The organism is Rhizobium sp. 25PS6 (assembly GCF_032464655.1).
Lineage (GTDB): Bacteria > Pseudomonadota > Alphaproteobacteria > Rhizobiales > Rhizobiaceae > Rhizobium > Rhizobium laguerreae.
Genome location: NZ_JAWDIV010000003.1, coordinates 1 through 16,385 on the forward strand (window position 1 = coordinate 1; position 16,385 = coordinate 16,385).

Here is a 16,385-nt window from a genome sequence, read left to right on the forward strand (position 1 = left end):
ACTTGAAAATGGCTCCCCGGGCCGGATTCGAACCGGCGACCTGTCGATTAACAGTCGAATGCTCTACCGCTGAGCTACCAGGGATCACTGCTTGGCGCGGTGTGAGTGGGCTAATACAAACGCTTTCCCGATTTGCCAAGCGGTTTTTTCAAAAAAATGAAATGAACTTGTATTTGGGATGCCTGCGCCCATCTCTGGGGAATGACAAATGTGAATGATCGTGAGGAGACGAGAAGCGGCGAGAAGCGCAAGCCACGGGCAGTGCGCTTCGGCATCGATCATGCAAACGGCAGGCTTGTGCTCGGCTCTTTCAGCATCGGCATGCCGCGCTCGCGCATCGCGCGGATGGCGCTCGGCATGGCCCTCATTTTCTGCGGCGTGTTGGGTTTCCTGCCCATCCTGGGTTTCTGGATGCTGCCGCTCGGTTTCCTCGTGCTCTCGCACGATTTGCCGTTCGCGCGCCGGCTTCGGCGGCGGCTTGCGGTCTGGTGGCACAGGCGGCGGAAACCGGCTGACTGATCGGCAAGGAGGGCGCGGAACCGTGGATCGCTTTTCGCATTCGTGGTTTATGGAATGTAAAACGCAAAAAATTGCGTCACAATGGTCCAGGTGAGGAAATGAAGGTATCCTTTGTTGTCGTCCTGTCGGCAGCGGCGCTTCTCTCAGGCATTTCCGCCGAGGCCCAAGCCATCGACAGCCGCGGTTTCGACGCTCGCGGCATCTGTCGCCGTCCCGAAGGCTGCGTGGTCGACCACGGTCAAGGCGGCAGCTACAACGGGCCGCGCAACTATCGCAATTTCAACGGCCGGAATGAGCGCGACGACAGGAACGACCGCGAGCGGGACAATCGTCGCTACCGTTCTCAGAACAGGAGCGACAATTTCGACGCGGGAACCAGCCGCCTTGTCGCAGGCCCTGAGATTGGGCTGGGCGCGCAGCTCATCCACATTCGCGTCTAGTTGGACCTGAGTTCGCTTTCCTCGAAAGTGCCACCACGGTCCGGATCGAGTCCGGTCGCCATCAACAGGCTGCAGGCGGCAAGGAGGAGCACGAGCTTGACTGCGTAGGACGCAACGGAGACAGGTTGTCTGTGCGTCTGTGATACGCGACACGGCGCTATATAATATTTGTAGTAGAAATGCGGATCATCCGTTTCCAGCAGGTTCTGGTAGACGTGCGGCGGAACATCCGCATGTTTCACCGGCGCAGAACCGGGAAATTTTACATAAAGATCCCGGGTTTCGGCATCATATGCGGCACGCACGCGCTTCGATTTGAGGGCAGCCCAATCCATCGCAAGCTCCTATACCCTCCCGGGCATAATTGAGGCCCGGACGAGGATCGAAGTCAAGTTAAGAATTTGTTTCAAATGCCATCATTGCCGGGAAATGGGGCATCGTTGCGGCCATGGAAATTCCAGCCTGCGCCCGCGCCGTTCCGGGATGGAAAAATGGCCTTCTCGGCAGCAGCGGAATGGCGTTTTTCCGAAATGCCCTCTTGCGATTTCCTTACGATCATTCTAAACGCTCGCCACGGCTCAGATAACGAGCGCGTGAGGCCTCGTGGCGGAGTGGTGACGCAGAGGACTGCAAATCCTTGTACCCCGGTTCAATTCCGGGCGAGGCCTCCAACATCTTTTCACCGCATCGATAAGTATTTGCAAAACCTCGGTAATTTCCGAGGTGTGGCAGTTCGAACTTGAACCGTTCCGCCACGCCAAAAGCCAGGTGTGGCAGTGTGTTCCCGATTTATCCGTTCGCCACGTCGCTTTCGTCGGTCAGCGCCGGCAGTTTCGTACCGACGCCATCCCAGTTGATTCGTGCGACCGTCTGCCGGCCAGGCGGGCGCGATCGGCATTTTCGTATAAAATTTTGAGGTCTTTCCATCGCGCCAAGCGAACATCGCCTCGATCATGCCGTCGGTCGCCTCGTTGTGGGCAACGTCGGTCGCCAAGAACGGCTTGCCGAATTCGGTGGCGATGTAGGTGAGGTCCGTCACCTTGTGCATGGCGAGCACCGCCTCGAGGATGGGGTGGATGGCGATCTCGATGCGGTTGCAGTTCTTGAACAGGCGAAGCTTGAACATGTCCCTGCGGCGATGCTGTGGGCCGAGCCGCGAGACATCGGACACTCGGAAGCCGGTGAACATCATGATAGCGACACACAGGACTGCCTGGAGCGCATTCCATGGTGTTCGATGAACTTCGGCCAGCTCCTCGGGCGTCGCCGTCGCCTGGCCATCTGTATGGACGGCGAAGGGCTCGACGAGGCGGGCGACGTTCGGAACGATCGCCTTGCCGTCCTTCCTGGTGTCGAACGACTGCCGCAGCACCTTCAGGCGTTCGTCGGCCGCGAAGGGCGTTTCCCTCTTGCTATCGCGCAGGACCTTGAGTGTGGTCATCGTGGGCGAGGGGCATATCGCCAAACAGGCGGTTGTCTTTCGGTTTCACGGGCTCAAGCCGCCTCGCGTCTTGCGTCGCCATGTCGACGGCCGGCAGGGCGGCGTTGCGGGCCTTCCAGGAGGCTTTGGAGAATCCTTCGCTTTCGATGTCCTCGGGAAGGCGGCAGAATAGCGCACCGTGACGTGACGGCTCTTGTTCTTCTCGACACAGGGCAGATCTTCGCGACCATGACTCAACTGTATTTGCACTGACGCCGAAGCTGCGGCATTCGTCTTATAAAGGCCTCGGCGAAGGCAGGACAATGCGGCGGTTTATGAGGTCGAATAGCGGGTGAAGACTGCGAGAAGCCGCGATAGGATGCCAAGCTTGACCGGGATTCCTATTGTTTCTTTGCCGAGCCTTGTGAGCCGCCAGCCGGTGACGTAACTCCATCCGCCACCAGGACTATGAATGGTGATGAGGCCAAGATCGCATGCGCGATTTACAACCGTTTTGTCGTAATCTTCCCATTCCCCATCAGTCATGAGACAGCAGAGATCGACTTCCTTCGCTGTCATATACAGAAGCTGAATAACATCTTCGTCCAGTGACGCTATGGCAGCCGCAGAGGACATGCCTGCGTGATTAATTATGTTCATTGATTCTCCCCACCCAAGTAATTAGCTACAGCTCACGCGAGTAATTTGCACAAGCACTATTTCTGGACTTTTGTGACATGGTTACCAACTGCGCGGTTATTCAACAGGGGCTTGAGAGATGATGCGCACCGGCGGGGACGGTGCTGCCTTCGGACGGCATCTTGGCGAGCTTTGCATTCCTCTGGGGTGTGGCAGGGATCAGCAGCAGGTGGGCATCGGCATTGTAGTGAAGCGCTTCTATGCCGCGCGATTGGATCGGGAAGGTTTGCATGCGCACACCCATAGCGGAAGGTGAGGGCGCCGCAACAAAATGGTTGATGTAACGTTAATGCGCGTGCGGCTGTCGAGGGCTAGATTTCAAAGGAAAAGAACGCATGTCAGAGCTGCGCTCGCCGACATGCATTGCCGCAGGCGCGATGCGGGGATATCTCCGAGTGCGCTTCGGCGCCCTATCGCTTCCAAGTCGTTTCGCCGTCCAGCAGCCCGCAGCAGAATATGCCGATGAGCGCCGCGACGATGAAGAAATCGAACAGCGTGAAATATTCGAAAATCGCAGACATGGCCTGCTCCTCCTATTTCCTCCGCTGCAGATCATAACATGAAGGGGTAAAAGATTCCACGCTGGAGTTGCAGCGTCCGTCCTGCCCCTGTAGCGCGGAAGAGGCGCCTGCCGGATTCTTTTCGCCGGCGCCTGCCAAGCCTTGAAAGCATCCGTGGCGGGGATTAAGAGACGGGGGACAGGAACCGCTTTTCAAGAGCCAGAGGACATGATGGATTTCGAAGCAGCGCGCGCAAAGATGGTCGATACCCAGGTTCGCACGACGGACGTTACCTCGCATTCCGTGCTGACGGCGTTTCTCACGGTGCCGCGTGAGGCTTTCGTGCCGGAGAAGGCGAAGCTGCTGGCTTATATCGACAATGACGTCGAGATCTCCGCAGTCGCTCCGGGAAAGCCTGCCCGCTTCCTGATGGAAGCGTCGCCGCTTGCCAAGCTGCTGCAGTTGGCAGCGATCACCAAAGACGACTTCGTGCTCGAGGTTGGCTGCGGTACGGGTTATACCTCGGCGCTCTTGTCGATCATTGCCGGCTCCGTCATCGCGCTCGAATGCGACGAAACGCTGGCCACTGAAGCGAAGGCGCAGCTTGCCGGCTACGCCAAGGTCGAGGTGGTGACCGGCCCGCTGGAACAGGGTTACGCTGCCGGCGCTCCCTATGATCTGATCTTCATCAACGGCGCAGTCGAAGAGGTTCCAGCTGCCCTTCTCGGTCAATTGCGCGATGGTGGCCGTCTGATCACCGTTGAAGGTTACGGCAATGCCGCCCGTGCCAAGGTCTTCGTCGCCGAGCGCGGCGCCATTTCGGAAAACGTCTTCTTCAACGCCTCGGTCAAGCCGCTGCCGGGTTTCGCCAAGGCGCGCGAATTCGTTTTCTGACATCGTTCTTGTCGATGACATTCAGCGACGGGCGTCATCGGCGCCCGTTTTTTTGTCAACGCCGCTGGAAAGCCTTCACAAACATCATCTACCCTGACGCCGCCACGGCGGATCGGACGGATGTTATGCGCTTCAACCTCGGTTTTATGGGATGTTCCGCCGCAAAATCGCGACAGGCTTTGCGGCTGGCAAACATCAGGTAACAAAACTGTGCATGGCCGCATTCATTTGATTCGCGATGATTTTTTTCACGTCTGGGGTATTCTAAGGTCGTGGTGATTCGGATGAACGCTCCACACCATCCGGTCGTTGTTTTGGGATAACGGGGATAGAAATGGCTCAGCCAAGCGTAGCGCGTGAACCGTCCATGGAAGAAATTCTGGCGTCCATCCGCCAGATCATCGAAAGCAATGAGCCCGGCGCCGGCAAGGCGATTTCCGCATCCCTGCCGCCGGTCTACGGCGCCGACGAGGATGACAATGGCTCCGAAATTCATCTGACGGTCGACGATACCTATGCCGGCGTGGAATTCCCCGAACCTGTCATGCGCTCCTCCGATCCGCGTTTCGTCGCCGCCAATTCGGCCGGCACCGCCCCCGAAGCAGACGTTCCGGCCCGCGCTCTGTCGCTTGCCGATGTCGCCGCCCGCGTGCGAGCCGCCTCCGAGCGCAGCGCCGTGCAGGCCGGTCAGGCCCTGCGCGAAATTCCGAGCGGCTTCCGTCAGCCCGAACCGCAGCCGGCTGTGACGCCGGAACCGCCGCGCGCCGCGGCACCGCAGCCGCAGCCGGCACAGCCTGTTTTCCCGGATGCCACAGCGCCCATTCCGCATGTTGCGATCCAGCAGCCGGCCGAGCCGGGGTTTACGGAAACGCAAAGGGTTGCGGTCGCCGAGCCTGCGCCTGCCGTCGAAACAGCGCTGCCGGCCATGGAACCTGCTCAGTCGTCGACCGAGCGTTTCCTGCCGAGCGTTATAGACGAGGTCCAGCCGACGCTGCTTTCGGAGGATGCCGGCCTGCAGATCAGCCGCTCCTTCGAGGAGCTCGCTGCTGCGATCGACGGTGCCGAGCGCCGCTCGCTGGACGAGATCGCGGAGGACATGCTGCGCCCGATGCTGCGTGAGTGGCTCGATGATAATCTGCCGACACTGGTCGAGCGATTGGTGCGCGAGGAAATCGAGCGCGTGGCGCGCGGCCCGCGCCGCTGATCGGATTGCTTTTTCCTGAAAAGCCGCTCCGGTCTCCGGGGCGGCTTTTTTATTGACTTGGCCGTGACCATCCTATTTACAAACGCCACCCTCGAACCTCGAAATTGGTCAGAAAATGCTCGACAAGACCTATGATTCCGCTGCCGTCGAACCGAAAATCGCCGCGATATGGGATGAGGCGGACGCTTTCCGCGCCGGCGCGAACGCCAGGCCCGGAGCCGAGACCTTCACCATCGTGATCCCGCCGCCGAATGTCACGGGTTCGCTGCACATGGGCCACGCGCTGAACAACACGCTGCAGGACATCCTGGTGCGCTTCGAGCGCATGCGCGGCAAGGACGTGCTCTGGCAGCCGGGCATGGACCACGCCGGCATCGCCACGCAGATGGTCGTCGAGCGCAAGCTGATGGAACAGCAGCTGCCGGGCCGCCGCGACATGGGCCGCGAAGCCTTCATCGACAAGATTTGGGAGTGGAAGGCGGAATCGGGCGGCCTGATCTTCAACCAGCTGAAGCGCCTGGGTGCGTCATGCGACTGGTCGCGTGAGCGGTTCACCATGGACGAAGGCCTGTCGAAGGCGGTTCTCGAGGTTTTCGTCACCCTTTACAGGGAAGGCCTGATCTACAAGGACAAGCGCCTGGTCAATTGGGATCCGAAGCTGCTAACGGCGATTTCCGATATCGAAGTCGAGCAGCACGAGGTCAAGGGTAATCTCTGGCACCTGCGCTATCCGCTGGAAAAGGGCGTAACCTACCAATACCCGATTGCATTCGATGAGGAAGGCAAGCCGACCGAATTCGAGACGCGCGATTATGTTGTCGTCGCAACGACACGACCGGAGACCATGCTGGGCGATACCGGTGTTGCCGTCAATCCGAAGGACGAACGCTATCAGGGCATTGTCGGCAAGCATGTCATTCTGCCGATCGTTGGCCGCAGAATTCCGATCGTTGCTGACGATTATGCCGATCCGGCTGCCGGCACGGGCGCGGTGAAGATAACGCCCGCGCACGATTTCAACGACTTCGACGTCGGCAAGCGCGCAGGTCTTCGCGTCATCAATATCATGAACGGCGACGGCACGATCACCATCAAGGACAATGAGGACTTTCTTGAAGGTCTCGACAATCCGGCGGCGCTGCACGGCGCCTGGGACCGCCTGGAAGGGCAGGACCGCTTCTATGCGCGCAAGGTCATCGTCGAGATTTTCGAAGAGGCAGGCCTCGTCGACAAGATCGAGCCGCACAAGCACATGGTCCCGCACGGCGACCGCGGCGGCGTGCCGATCGAACCGCGGCTGACCGAACAATGGTATGTCGATGCAAAAACGCTCGCCGAACCGGCGATCGCATCGGTCCGCGAAGGTCGCACCAGGATGGTGCCGAAGAGCTGGGACAAGACCTATTACGAATGGATGGAAAACATCCAGCCCTGGTGTGTCTCCCGTCAGCTCTGGTGGGGTCACCAGATCCCCGCCTGGTACGGCCCGGACGGCCAGGTCTTCGTCGAAAAGACCGAGGAAGAGGCGCTGCAGGCGGCGATCCAGCATTACCTTTCGCACGAGGGGCCGATGAAGGCCTATGTCGAGGACCTGCTTGAAAACTTCAAGCCGGGCGAGATCCTGACGCGTGACGAGGACGTGCTCGACACGTGGTTCTCCTCAGCACTCTGGCCTTTCTCGACGCTCGGCTGGCCGGACGAGACGCCCGAACTGGCGCGTTATTACCCGACCAACGTTCTCGTCACCGGCTTCGATATCATCTTCTTCTGGGTTGCCCGCATGATGATGATGGGCCTGCACTTCATGAAGGATGAGGACGGCGAACCCGTCGAGCCCTTCCAGACCGTCTATGTCCACGCGCTGGTGCGCGACAAGAATGGGCAGAAGATGTCGAAATCGAAGGGCAACGTCATCGATCCCCTCGAACTGATCGACGAATACGGTGCCGACGCGCTGCGGTTTACCCTGGCGATCATGGCGGCGCAGGGCCGCGACGTGAAGCTCGATCCGGCCCGCATCGCCGGCTACCGCAATTTCGGCACCAAGCTCTGGAACGCCACGCGCTTCGCCGAAATGAACGGCGCAAAAAGCGACCCGCATTTCGTGCCCGAAGCCGCCGAGCTCACCATCAATCGCTGGATCCTGACGGAACTTGCCCGTACGGAACGTGACGTTACGGAAGCACTCGAAGCCTTCCGCTTCAACGATGCCGCCGGCGCGCTCTACCGCTTCGTCTGGAACGAGGTCTGCGACTGGTATCTCGAACTGTTGAAGCCGGTCTTCAATGGTGAGGACGAGGGCGCCAAGGCGGAAGCCCAGGCCTGCAGCGCCTATATTCTCGAAGAGATCTACAAGCTGCTGCATCCCTTCATGCCCTTCATGACCGAAGAGCTTTGGGCCCATACCGCAGGCGAAGGCAAAGAGCGCGACACATTGGTCTGCCACGCCGAATGGCCGGCGCCGTCCTATGCCGATGACGGGGCCGCCGACGAAATCAACTGGCTGATCGACCTCGTTTCCGGCATCCGCTCGGTGCGCGCCGAAATGAATGTGCCGCCATCGGCGACAGCCCCGCTTGTCGTCGTCAAGGCCAACAACCTGACACGTGAACGGCTGTTCCGCCACGACGCCGCCATCAAGCGCCTTGCGCGCGTCGAGGCGATATCGCTGGCTGACGATGCGCCCAAGGGTGCCGCTCAGATCGTCATCGCCGAGGCCACCATCTGCCTGCCGCTCGGCAATCTGATCGACCTTTCCGCCGAAAAGGCTCGTCTGGAAAAAGCGATTGCCAAGATGGAGAGCGAGATCTCCCGCATCGACGGAAAGCTCTCCAACGAGAAGTTCGTCGCCAACGCCAATCCCGAAGTCGTCGATGCCGAGCGCGATCGTCTCGAGGAATTGAAAGGTCAGATTGCGAGCTTGAGGATCGCTCTTTCCAGGGTGAGCGAAGCCGGGTAAATTTCACCGGCCCATTTGGTAAGTTATTTCAAAGACGCGCCTCTGCCGGCGCGTCTTTTTGTCGTTCTGGGCGCATGCGATTCGGCCCTGAAAACGGCTGGTTCCAGGCGCGGAGCCTGTGGATTGTGGTTGAACGGGCATCCAGTGGGCGAAAACCGCCACTGTTGTCGGATTGATACAGATTCTGCAATGTTGGAATGAAAATCCAAAAGACTAGCTGAAATTCGATAAGTCTGGAATAAAATTTTATTAACCAGGTTTTTTGACGTGTCCGTCAATTTCTTTACGTAAGTTGGTCATTCCAACGACTGGGAGCGCTGTCATGGGGCGCGTTGCCATATCGGGCGAACACTTACTAGAGTGTCGCCACATCAATTGCTGGAGTGGGGGAGACACAATGGCATCGCGTAGGTTTTCCAAGGGCATAACATCGCTCGTTCTTTTTTCGTCGCTTGCATCGCCGTCCTTCGCCGGCGGTCTGGAGCGCGGCGGATACAATATCGACCTTCTCTTCGACAATTCGAGGTTTGCCGTCCAGTCCGGCGCGACCTATGTCATGCCGCAGCGCAAGCTGAAGAACGTCAGGGACACTGATCCCACCGATGGTCTCGGTACCAACGGCATCGGCGGCGGTTCGACCACGGCGGATGATACGGAGGATTACTGGATCCCGTATCTCGGGGTGAAGGTCGGTTTCGGCGATGCCATCGACTGTATGGGCGATTTTTCGACACCCTTCGGCGCACATACCAATCCCGGCGCTGACTGGTTGGGCGTCAACGACAACATCGAAACCAAGATCAGCACCCGCAACTATGGCGCCACCTGCTCCTATCGTTTCGATATGGGGCCTGGCCAGCTCCGCCTGATCGGCGGCGGCTTCTATCAGACGGTCGATGGTTTCAAGACACGCCTCGTCGCGCCGATCACAGGGGCGGCCGCGTTGGTCTATGACGGCACCGGTCGTCTGGACCTTGCCGATCAGGCCATGGGATGGCGGGCGGGCATCGCCTACGAAATCGAGGAATATGCCTTCCGCGCCAGCCTAGTCTACAACAGCAAGGTCAAGTACGACGACCTCAGCGGCACGGTCGACCTGACCGAGGTGCCGACGGTCGTCAGTCCCGGCAATCCCTATCTCGGCGTCGTGACGCCGGTCTACGGCTCGGCTGAGGCGCCCGATTCCGTCGAGCTCAAGCTGCAGAGCGGCATTGCGCCCGACTGGCTTGCCTTCGGTTCCGTCAAGTGGACGAACTGGAGCGTGCTGCAGTCGATCGCCTTCTGCGCGAAGGCCACCAGGGGCACCGTCCCCTGCACCGCCAACAACCAAGTCACGTCGCTCGATCTCTTCTACCGCGACGGTTGGACGATCAGCGGCGGCGTTGGCCACAAGTTCAACGAACAATGGGCCGGCGCCCTCAGCTTGACCTGGGATCGCGGCACGAGCCAGGGCTACGGCGCCCAGACCGACACATGGACGCTCGGCGCGGGTGTCTCCTATACGCCGGTGGAGAATGTCGAGTGGCGTCTGGCCGGAGCGCTCGGCATCATGACCGGCGGGGAATCCGGCACCTACGTCTATAATGGCCGGACCTACGGCAACGACGTCTCTTATTCCTTCGACGACGATCTGGTGGCGGCTCTTTCCACCAGCGTAAAGGTTAAGTTCTGATCTTGCAGCCCAAGTAGAAGTCTTAGAGCCCGGCAGTTTGCCGGGCTTCTCTTTGGGCGTCGCAAGAAAAATCGACGTTCCAATTTGTGACGATTCAGCAACACATTTTTACGACGTTTGGCGTATGGTGGCGGTAGGGCGAATTTGTCCATTTCCCGCCACAAAGAGGGCGCAGCGATATTTGCGGGCGAGGTGATGGCAGGCATACGGTGCGTGTAAATAGTAGTATGGGTCGATTTTTTTCCGGTAACATCAGGTCGTACGGCGCGATTGGCGACAATCGTTTGATTGCGGTCGTTTCGCTTTCCGAACAAGGCTGTTCCGGCCGCCGATCCGACCTCGCGATGAGGTCGTCGATTCATGCATTGTGGTTATTTTCGACCCGCTCAGATCAGCAGCCCGGCTTTGCCGGACAGGTCGATACCGGTTTCGTCACATTTACTGTTTACGAATGCGATAAAGGCGGGAAGGCGGATGCCGCACCTGCCGGAAGAGTGCCACAGAGATTGCAGTCGAGCCATGCCGGGAGCCGGGTGGTTCTGAAGGATGGGCTGAGAATATCGCCTTTGAGAAAAGGCCAGTGGGCTGAATGCGACGCGGGTAAAGGAGCCATGGAGCTCGCCGCGGGATCGCTCGCCTCGAAGAAATACATCCGCGGGATGCACGGCATGAGCGCCGTTGCCGGCTGCCTGGGATGAGCGAAAGAAATCGGTTGAAATGGTGACGTCCGAGTTCAAACTGTTCAAATTCATGCTGGTGGGCATGTCTATAGCGCTGGCGCTGTCCGGTCCGTGCCGCGCATTCGACATCAAAGGTGGCGTCAGCAAGGAATCCGGACCCTTCGATCTCTTCAAGTTCGGCTTCAAGGCCTATAAGAACGGCCAGAAGGAAGAGGCGGTCGAAGCCTATAAATACGCCGCCGAAAAGGGACACACCGGCTCGCGCTGGGCGCTCGCCAACATGTATGCCGATGGCGACGGTGTCACGCAGGACGATTTCGAAGCCTTCAAGATCTACAGCGAGATCGCCCAGCAGGGCGTCGAACCCGGCTCGGAAGATACCGGCTTCTTCGTCAACGCGCTGCTCTCCCTCGCCAACTATTACAAGCACGGCATCGCCGGCAGTCCGGTCAGGACCGACCTCAGCCAGGCGCGCCAGCTCTATTTTCAGGTGGCCTCCACCTTTGGCGTGCCCGAGGCGCAGTTCCAGCTGGCTCAGATGATGCTGGCCGGCGAGGGCGGCAAGTCCAGCCCGCAGCAGGCGAAGAAATGGCTGAACCAGGCCCGCAAGAGCGGCCATCCTGGCGCCATGGCGGTCTTCGGCAATATTCTTTTCGATGAGGGCCAGACGGCCCGTGGTCTGGCGCTGATGACGGCAGCACTCGACCGCTGCAAGCCCAAGGACTGCGGCTGGATGGAAGCGCTGCAGGAGCAGGCCTTCTCGGTTGCAAACGAGTCCGACCGCCGCACAGCGGTATCGCTGTCGCACACGATCGCGAGCGGTTCGGACGATTGAGGTAGAAGGCCTCAGGCCGCGAAATCGAAATAGGCGATGACGGGTACGTGGTCGGACGGCTTTTCCCAGGCCCGCACATGTTTTTCAATCGCAGCCGACGTCATCCGGTCGGCAGCTTCCGGCGACAGCAGCAGATGGTCGATGCGGATGCCGTTGTTCTTCGGCCAGGCACCGGCCTGATAATCCCAGAAGGAATAGAACTGCGTCGCATCCGTCGTGGCGCGCACCGCATCCGTCAGGCCGAGATTTTCGAGCCTGCGGAACGCTTCCCGTGTCTGCGGCAGAAATAGCGCATCGTTTTCCCAGACCTTGGGATCGAAGCAGTCGTGCGGTTCCGGGATGACGTTGTAATCGCCGGCAAGGACCAGCATCTCCTCATAGGCCAGCCGTTCGGCGGCAAACGTCCGCAGGCGCTCCATCCAGGCGAGCTTGTAGGGATATTTCTCCGTTTCGACGGGATTGCCGTTCGGCAGGTAGATGCAGCAGACGCGTAGGATGCGCGTGTCGGACAGTGTGAACGCCGCTTCGAGGAAACGCGCCTGTTCGTCCAGGGGATCGCCGGGCAGGCCGCGGTTCACTTCGAAAGGTGAACCCTTGGAGAGGATCGCGACGCCGTTGAAGCCCTTCTGGCCGTGCGTCTCGACGTGATAGCCGAGCGCCTCGATCTCCAGCCGCGGAAAACCCTCGTCGACCGTCTTGATCTCCTGCAGGCAGACGATATCCGGATCGGAATCCTTCAGCCATTGCGTGAGATTGTCGATGCGCGCCTTGACGCCGTTAATGTTCCAAGTCGCGATCTTCATCTCTTCGCCCTGTTCGCTGCGTGCGCTTCTTTTATCGCGGTCTTTCATCCCCGGACAAGACGATAAACCGGCCGGAAGCAATTCTTCGGCCGGTTTGATGGGACGTATGTGCGTTTAGACGCTCAGATCGAGAAACTGGTGCCGCAGCCGCAGCTTGCCACCGCGTTCGGGTTCTTGATCTGGAAGGATTGGCCAAGCAGATTGTCGACGAAGTCGATCTCCGAGCCCGCCATATAAACCAGCGAAAGGCTGTCGATCAGTACCTTGGCATCGTTCTTTTCGACGATGATGTCGTCGTCGGCGGCGCTGTCGGCAAGATCGAATTTGTAGGAAAAGCCCGAACAGCCGCCGCCTTCGACGGAAACGCGCAAGGCGCTCTTGCCGGCTTCGGCGCCGACGATCGCAGCGATACGCTTTGCCGCCGCATCTGAAAGGGTTACACTCGTATCCGTCATGTTTCCTCCTGCCGGGGTCAAGATCCGGAGAGAATGGGTTTTGGCACTTGAATGTTCAAATGCCTGATATCAAAGAAACTTACCATGATATTCGCGAAAAGGCGATGATGCGCCGAAGCGATTAAGAAAGCGCCTCTTTGCCGTTTCATCGGGCTATAGGTATGAAGAGCGTTAGGCGGCGTCAATGGGCAGATGCGGCAACATGCGGGATGACGGTGAAGAATGAAGATCGATACGCGTGCTTTGGGTTTCGGCAGCAGTGAGAGGGCGGTCTATGCGGCCGACCCCTGGACGACGCGCGGGCGGCTCTATCAGGAGGATGGAAGCCCGACGCGCTCCGATTTCCAGCGCGACCGCGACCGCATCGTCCACACCACCGCCTTCCGCCGGCTGAAGCACAAGACCCAGGTCTTTATCGCCCAGGACGGCGATCATTACCGCACCCGGCTGACGCATACGATCGAGGTGGCCCAGATCGCCCGCGCACTTGCCCGCGCCCTGAAGCTCGACGAGGATTTGGCCGAAGGCGTGGCGCTCGTGCACGATTTCGGCCATACGCCGTTCGGTCATACCGGCGAGGACGCGCTGCACGAGGTGCTGCTGCCCTATGGCGGCTTCGATCACAATGCCCAATCGCTGCGCATCGTGACCAAACTGGAGAGGCGTTATGCCGAATTTGACGGCATCAACCTGACCTGGGAAAGCCTCGAAGGTCTCGTCAAGCACAATGGCCCACTTCTGACGGCTGATGGTGTCGGTACCCGCGGTCCCGTTCCGCAGCCGATCCTTGATTATTGCGAGCTGCACGATCTCGAGCTTGCAACCTATGCCAGCCTCGAGGCCCAGGTCGCGGCGATTGCCGACGACATCGCCTATAATACCCACGATATCGACGACGGCCTGCGCTCCGGCTACCTGACTTTCGACATGCTGGAGGAAATCCCGTTTCTTGCCGGGCTGATGGCCGAGGTGAGGGCGCGATATCCGCATCTGGAGCCGAGCCGTTTCACCCATGAGATCATGCGCCGCCAGATTACCCGCATGGTCGAAGACGTGATTGGCGTCGCACAGCAGCGCCTGTCGCTCCTCCGCCCCGAGAATGCGGCCGACATCCGCGCTGCCGACCAGGTTATCGCCACCTTTTCCAAGGGGATGGCCGAGACCGACAAGCAGATCAAGGCCATGCTCTTCAAACGCATCTACCGCAATCCCGATATCATGCGCATCCGTGCCGGTGCAGCCCAGATCGTCACCGATCTCTTTGACGCCTACATGGCCAATCCCAAGGAGATGCAGAGCCATTACTGGGTCGATCATATCGCCGGCCTGTCCGATGCGCCGAAGGCCCGCCATGTCGGCGATTATCTCGCCGGCATGACCGACACCTATGCCATCAGCGCCCACAGGCGGTTGTTTGACCACACTCCGGATTTGCGATAGGCAGCGGTCGCCCACGCTGAGGGCCGATTTGAGCCTTTGGCACAGCCTATGCATGGAAGAGTGCGATGAACCTTTTTACCGACTTCGAAGCCAGGATCAAAACCGCCCTTGAACAGATCGATCTGGTCAGGGAAAAGCGATCCGAGCTCGATTTCGGCCGCATCACCGTCGAGCCGCCGCGTGACGCGAGCCATGGCGATGTCGCGACCAATGCCGCAATGGTGCTGGCAAAACCGCTCGGGACCAATCCGCGCGCGCTGGCCGACGTCATCATCGCCAAGCTCAAGGAGGATGCTGACGTCGCCGATGTCTCGGTCGCGGGTCCCGGCTTCATCAACATCCGTCTCGCGGTCGGCTATTGGCAGCGGTTGCTCGCCTCGATGATCGGCGCCGGCACCGATTACGGCCGCTCGACGCTCGGCGAGGGCAAGAAGGTCAATGTCGAATATGTCTCGGCCAATCCGACCGGCCCTATGCATGTCGGCCATTGCCGGGGCGCCGTCGTGGGCGACGCGCTCGCCAACCTGCTCGCTTTTGCCGGTTACGGCGTCGAGAAGGAATATTACATCAACGATGCCGGCTCGCAGATTGACGTGCTCGCCCGTTCCGTCTTCCTGCGCTATCGCGAAGCGCTCGGCGAAAAGATCGGCGAAATCCCCTCGGGTCTCTATCCCGGCGACTATCTCGTGCCCGTCGGCCAGTCGCTCGCCGCCGATTACGGCGTGCGGCTGCACAATATGCCGGAAGACCAATGGATGCCGATCGTCAAGGATCGCACCATCGATGCGATGATGGTGATGATCCGTGAGGATCTGGCAGCTCTGAACGTCCATCACGACGTCTTCTTCTCCGAACGCACCCTGCATGCCAATGTTGCAGCTGCGATCCGCACGGCGATCAACGACCTGACCTTCAAGGGCTATGTCTACAAGGGCACGCTGCCGCCGCCGAAGGGCCAGCTTCCCGAGGACTGGGAAGATCGCGAACAGACATTGTTCCGTTCGACCGAGGTGGGTGACGATATCGACCGGCCGCTGATCAAGTCGGACGGTTCCTACACCTATTTCGCCGCCGACGTCGCTTACTTCAAGAACAAGTTCGACCGCGGTTTCGACGAAATGATCTATGTGCTCGGCGCCGACCACGGCGGCTACGTCAAGCGCCTGGAAGCGGTTGCACGCGGTGTTTCGGATGGTAAGGCGAAGCTGACGGTACTGCTCTGCCAGCTCGTCAAGCTCTATCGCAACGGCGAGCCGGTGAAGATGTCGAAACGCTCGGGCGATTTCGTCACGCTTCGGGACGTCGTCGAAGAAGTCGGCCGTGATTCGGTCCGGTTTATGATGCTTTATCGCAAGAATTCCGAGCCGCTCGACTTCGATTTCGCCAAAGTGACGGAACAGTCGAAAGATAATCCTGTTTTTTATGTGCAGTATGCGCATGCTCGCTGCATGTCGGTCTTCCGGCAGGCGAGGGAGGCTTTTCCCGACCTCGACCTCTCCCACGAGAAACTGGCGAAAACCGTTGCAGGCATTGGCGATCCGGCCGAATTGCAGCTTGTCGCCAAGCTTGCTGAATTCCCGCGTATCGTCGAGGCGGCGGCCCAGTCGCAGGAGCCGCATCGTATCGCTTTTTACCTCTACGACCTCGCCAGTTCCTTCCACGCGCACTGGAACAAAGGTAAAGATCAGCCGGAATTACGATTTGTTAATGATAAAAACCGAGAATCAAGTATTGCCAGACTTGGGCTGGTGTACGCCGTCGCGTCGGTTTTGAAGTCGGGACTTGCCATTACAGGCACTGCCGCACCGGACGAAATGCGATAACGTCACCATTTCCCCACAATGCGCTGGCATTTGAGCGTTGGC

General features: G+C 59.4%; 16 protein-coding genes and 2 tRNA genes. 11 read left to right on the forward strand and 7 right to left on the reverse strand.

What is annotated here, in order from left to right:
• Nucleotides 1-9: 9 nt before the first annotated feature.
• Nucleotides 10-84, reverse strand: a tRNA-Asn gene (locus RWK44_RS04605).
• Nucleotides 85-201: 117 nt separating this feature from the next.
• Between RWK44_RS04605 and RWK44_RS04610 the strand changes: the two genes are divergently transcribed.
• Complete coding sequence (locus RWK44_RS04610; protein ID WP_316028428.1) at nt 202-519, forward strand: hypothetical protein; 318 nt, start codon at nt 202-204, stop codon at nt 517-519.
• Nucleotides 520-617: 98 nt separating this feature from the next.
• Entirely contained in the window at nt 618-959 is a 342-nt protein-coding gene (locus tag RWK44_RS04615) for a hypothetical protein (protein WP_316028429.1), read from the forward strand.
• On the opposite strand, the gene RWK44_RS04620 is transcribed toward RWK44_RS04615, so the two are convergent.
• A complete protein-coding gene (locus tag RWK44_RS04620) occupies nt 956-1,294 on the reverse strand; it encodes a KTSC domain-containing protein (protein ID WP_316028430.1) in 339 nt (112 codons plus the stop codon). The genes RWK44_RS04615 and RWK44_RS04620 overlap by 4 nt on opposite strands.
• 262 nt (nt 1,295-1,556) lie before the next feature.
• Between RWK44_RS04620 and RWK44_RS04625 the strand changes: the two genes are divergently transcribed.
• Nucleotides 1,557-1,630, forward strand: a tRNA-Cys gene (locus RWK44_RS04625).
• An 8-nt stretch (nt 1,631-1,638) separates the two neighbouring features.
• Here the strand turns inward: RWK44_RS04625 and RWK44_RS04630 are convergent.
• From RWK44_RS04630 to RWK44_RS04640, 3 genes are all read right to left on the reverse strand, one after another.
• Entirely contained in the window at nt 1,639-2,400 is a 762-nt protein-coding gene (locus RWK44_RS04630) for a hypothetical protein (protein ID WP_316028431.1), read from the reverse strand.
• A 312-nt stretch (nt 2,401-2,712) separates the two neighbouring features.
• A complete protein-coding gene (locus RWK44_RS04635) occupies nt 2,713-3,039 on the reverse strand; it encodes a hypothetical protein (RefSeq protein WP_316028432.1) in 327 nt (108 codons plus the stop codon).
• Nucleotides 3,040-3,139: 100 nt separating this feature from the next.
• Nucleotides 3,140-3,310, reverse strand: a complete 171-nt coding sequence (locus tag RWK44_RS04640; protein ID WP_316028577.1) for a hypothetical protein — start codon at nt 3,308-3,310, stop codon at nt 3,140-3,142.
• A gap of 496 nt (nt 3,311-3,806) precedes the next feature.
• Here RWK44_RS04640 and RWK44_RS04645 point away from each other — a divergent pair, with 496 nt between their 5' ends.
• From RWK44_RS04645 to exoR, 6 genes are all read left to right on the forward strand, one after another.
• Nucleotides 3,807-4,472 (forward strand): protein-L-isoaspartate O-methyltransferase family protein, encoded by a 666-nt coding sequence (locus tag RWK44_RS04645; RefSeq protein WP_316028433.1) that lies wholly within the window; start codon nt 3,807-3,809, stop codon nt 4,470-4,472.
• A 334-nt stretch (nt 4,473-4,806) separates the two neighbouring features.
• On the forward strand, nt 4,807-5,676 hold the full coding sequence (locus tag RWK44_RS04650; RefSeq protein ID WP_316028434.1) for a PopZ family protein: 870 nt from the start codon (nt 4,807-4,809) through the stop codon (nt 5,674-5,676).
• Nucleotides 5,677-5,791: 115 nt separating this feature from the next.
• Complete coding sequence (locus RWK44_RS04655) at nt 5,792-8,635, forward strand: valine--tRNA ligase (RefSeq protein ID WP_316028435.1); 2,844 nt, start codon at nt 5,792-5,794, stop codon at nt 8,633-8,635.
• 397 nt (nt 8,636-9,032) lie between these two features.
• Nucleotides 9,033-10,307: an OmpP1/FadL family transporter gene (locus tag RWK44_RS04660; RefSeq protein WP_316028436.1), complete on the forward strand. Its 1,275-nt coding sequence runs from the start codon at nt 9,033-9,035 to the stop codon at nt 10,305-10,307.
• Between the two features lie 227 nt (nt 10,308-10,534).
• Nucleotides 10,535-11,005: a hypothetical protein gene (locus RWK44_RS04665; RefSeq protein WP_221998906.1), complete on the forward strand. Its 471-nt coding sequence runs from the start codon at nt 10,535-10,537 to the stop codon at nt 11,003-11,005.
• 19 nt (nt 11,006-11,024) lie between these two features.
• The gene (exoR, locus tag RWK44_RS04670; RefSeq protein WP_131663877.1) at nt 11,025-11,822 is read left to right on the forward strand and encodes an exopolysaccharide production regulator ExoR; all 798 of its coding nucleotides are present in this window, start codon (nt 11,025-11,027) and stop codon (nt 11,820-11,822) included.
• An 11-nt stretch (nt 11,823-11,833) separates the two neighbouring features.
• Here the strand turns inward: exoR and xth are convergent, their stop codons facing one another.
• Both xth and erpA read right to left on the reverse strand, forming a co-directional pair.
• Nucleotides 11,834-12,625, reverse strand: coding sequence for an exodeoxyribonuclease III (xth, locus tag RWK44_RS04675; RefSeq protein ID WP_131663878.1), 792 nt, complete (start codon nt 12,623-12,625; stop codon nt 11,834-11,836).
• A 122-nt stretch (nt 12,626-12,747) separates the two neighbouring features.
• Nucleotides 12,748-13,080 carry an iron-sulfur cluster insertion protein ErpA gene (gene erpA / locus RWK44_RS04680; RefSeq protein ID WP_017960192.1) on the reverse strand — a complete coding sequence of 111 codons (333 nt, stop codon included), beginning with the start codon at nt 13,078-13,080 and terminating at the stop codon, nt 12,748-12,750.
• A gap of 222 nt (nt 13,081-13,302) precedes the next feature.
• On the opposite strand from erpA, the gene RWK44_RS04685 reads away from it, so the two are divergent.
• The gene (locus RWK44_RS04685; RefSeq protein ID WP_131663879.1) at nt 13,303-14,520 is read left to right on the forward strand and encodes a deoxyguanosinetriphosphate triphosphohydrolase; all 1,218 of its coding nucleotides are present in this window, start codon (nt 13,303-13,305) and stop codon (nt 14,518-14,520) included.
• A gap of 65 nt (nt 14,521-14,585) precedes the next feature.
• A complete protein-coding gene (argS, locus tag RWK44_RS04690; protein WP_131663880.1) occupies nt 14,586-16,343 on the forward strand; it encodes an arginine--tRNA ligase in 1,758 nt (585 codons plus the stop codon).
• Nucleotides 16,344-16,385 lie beyond the last annotated feature (42 nt).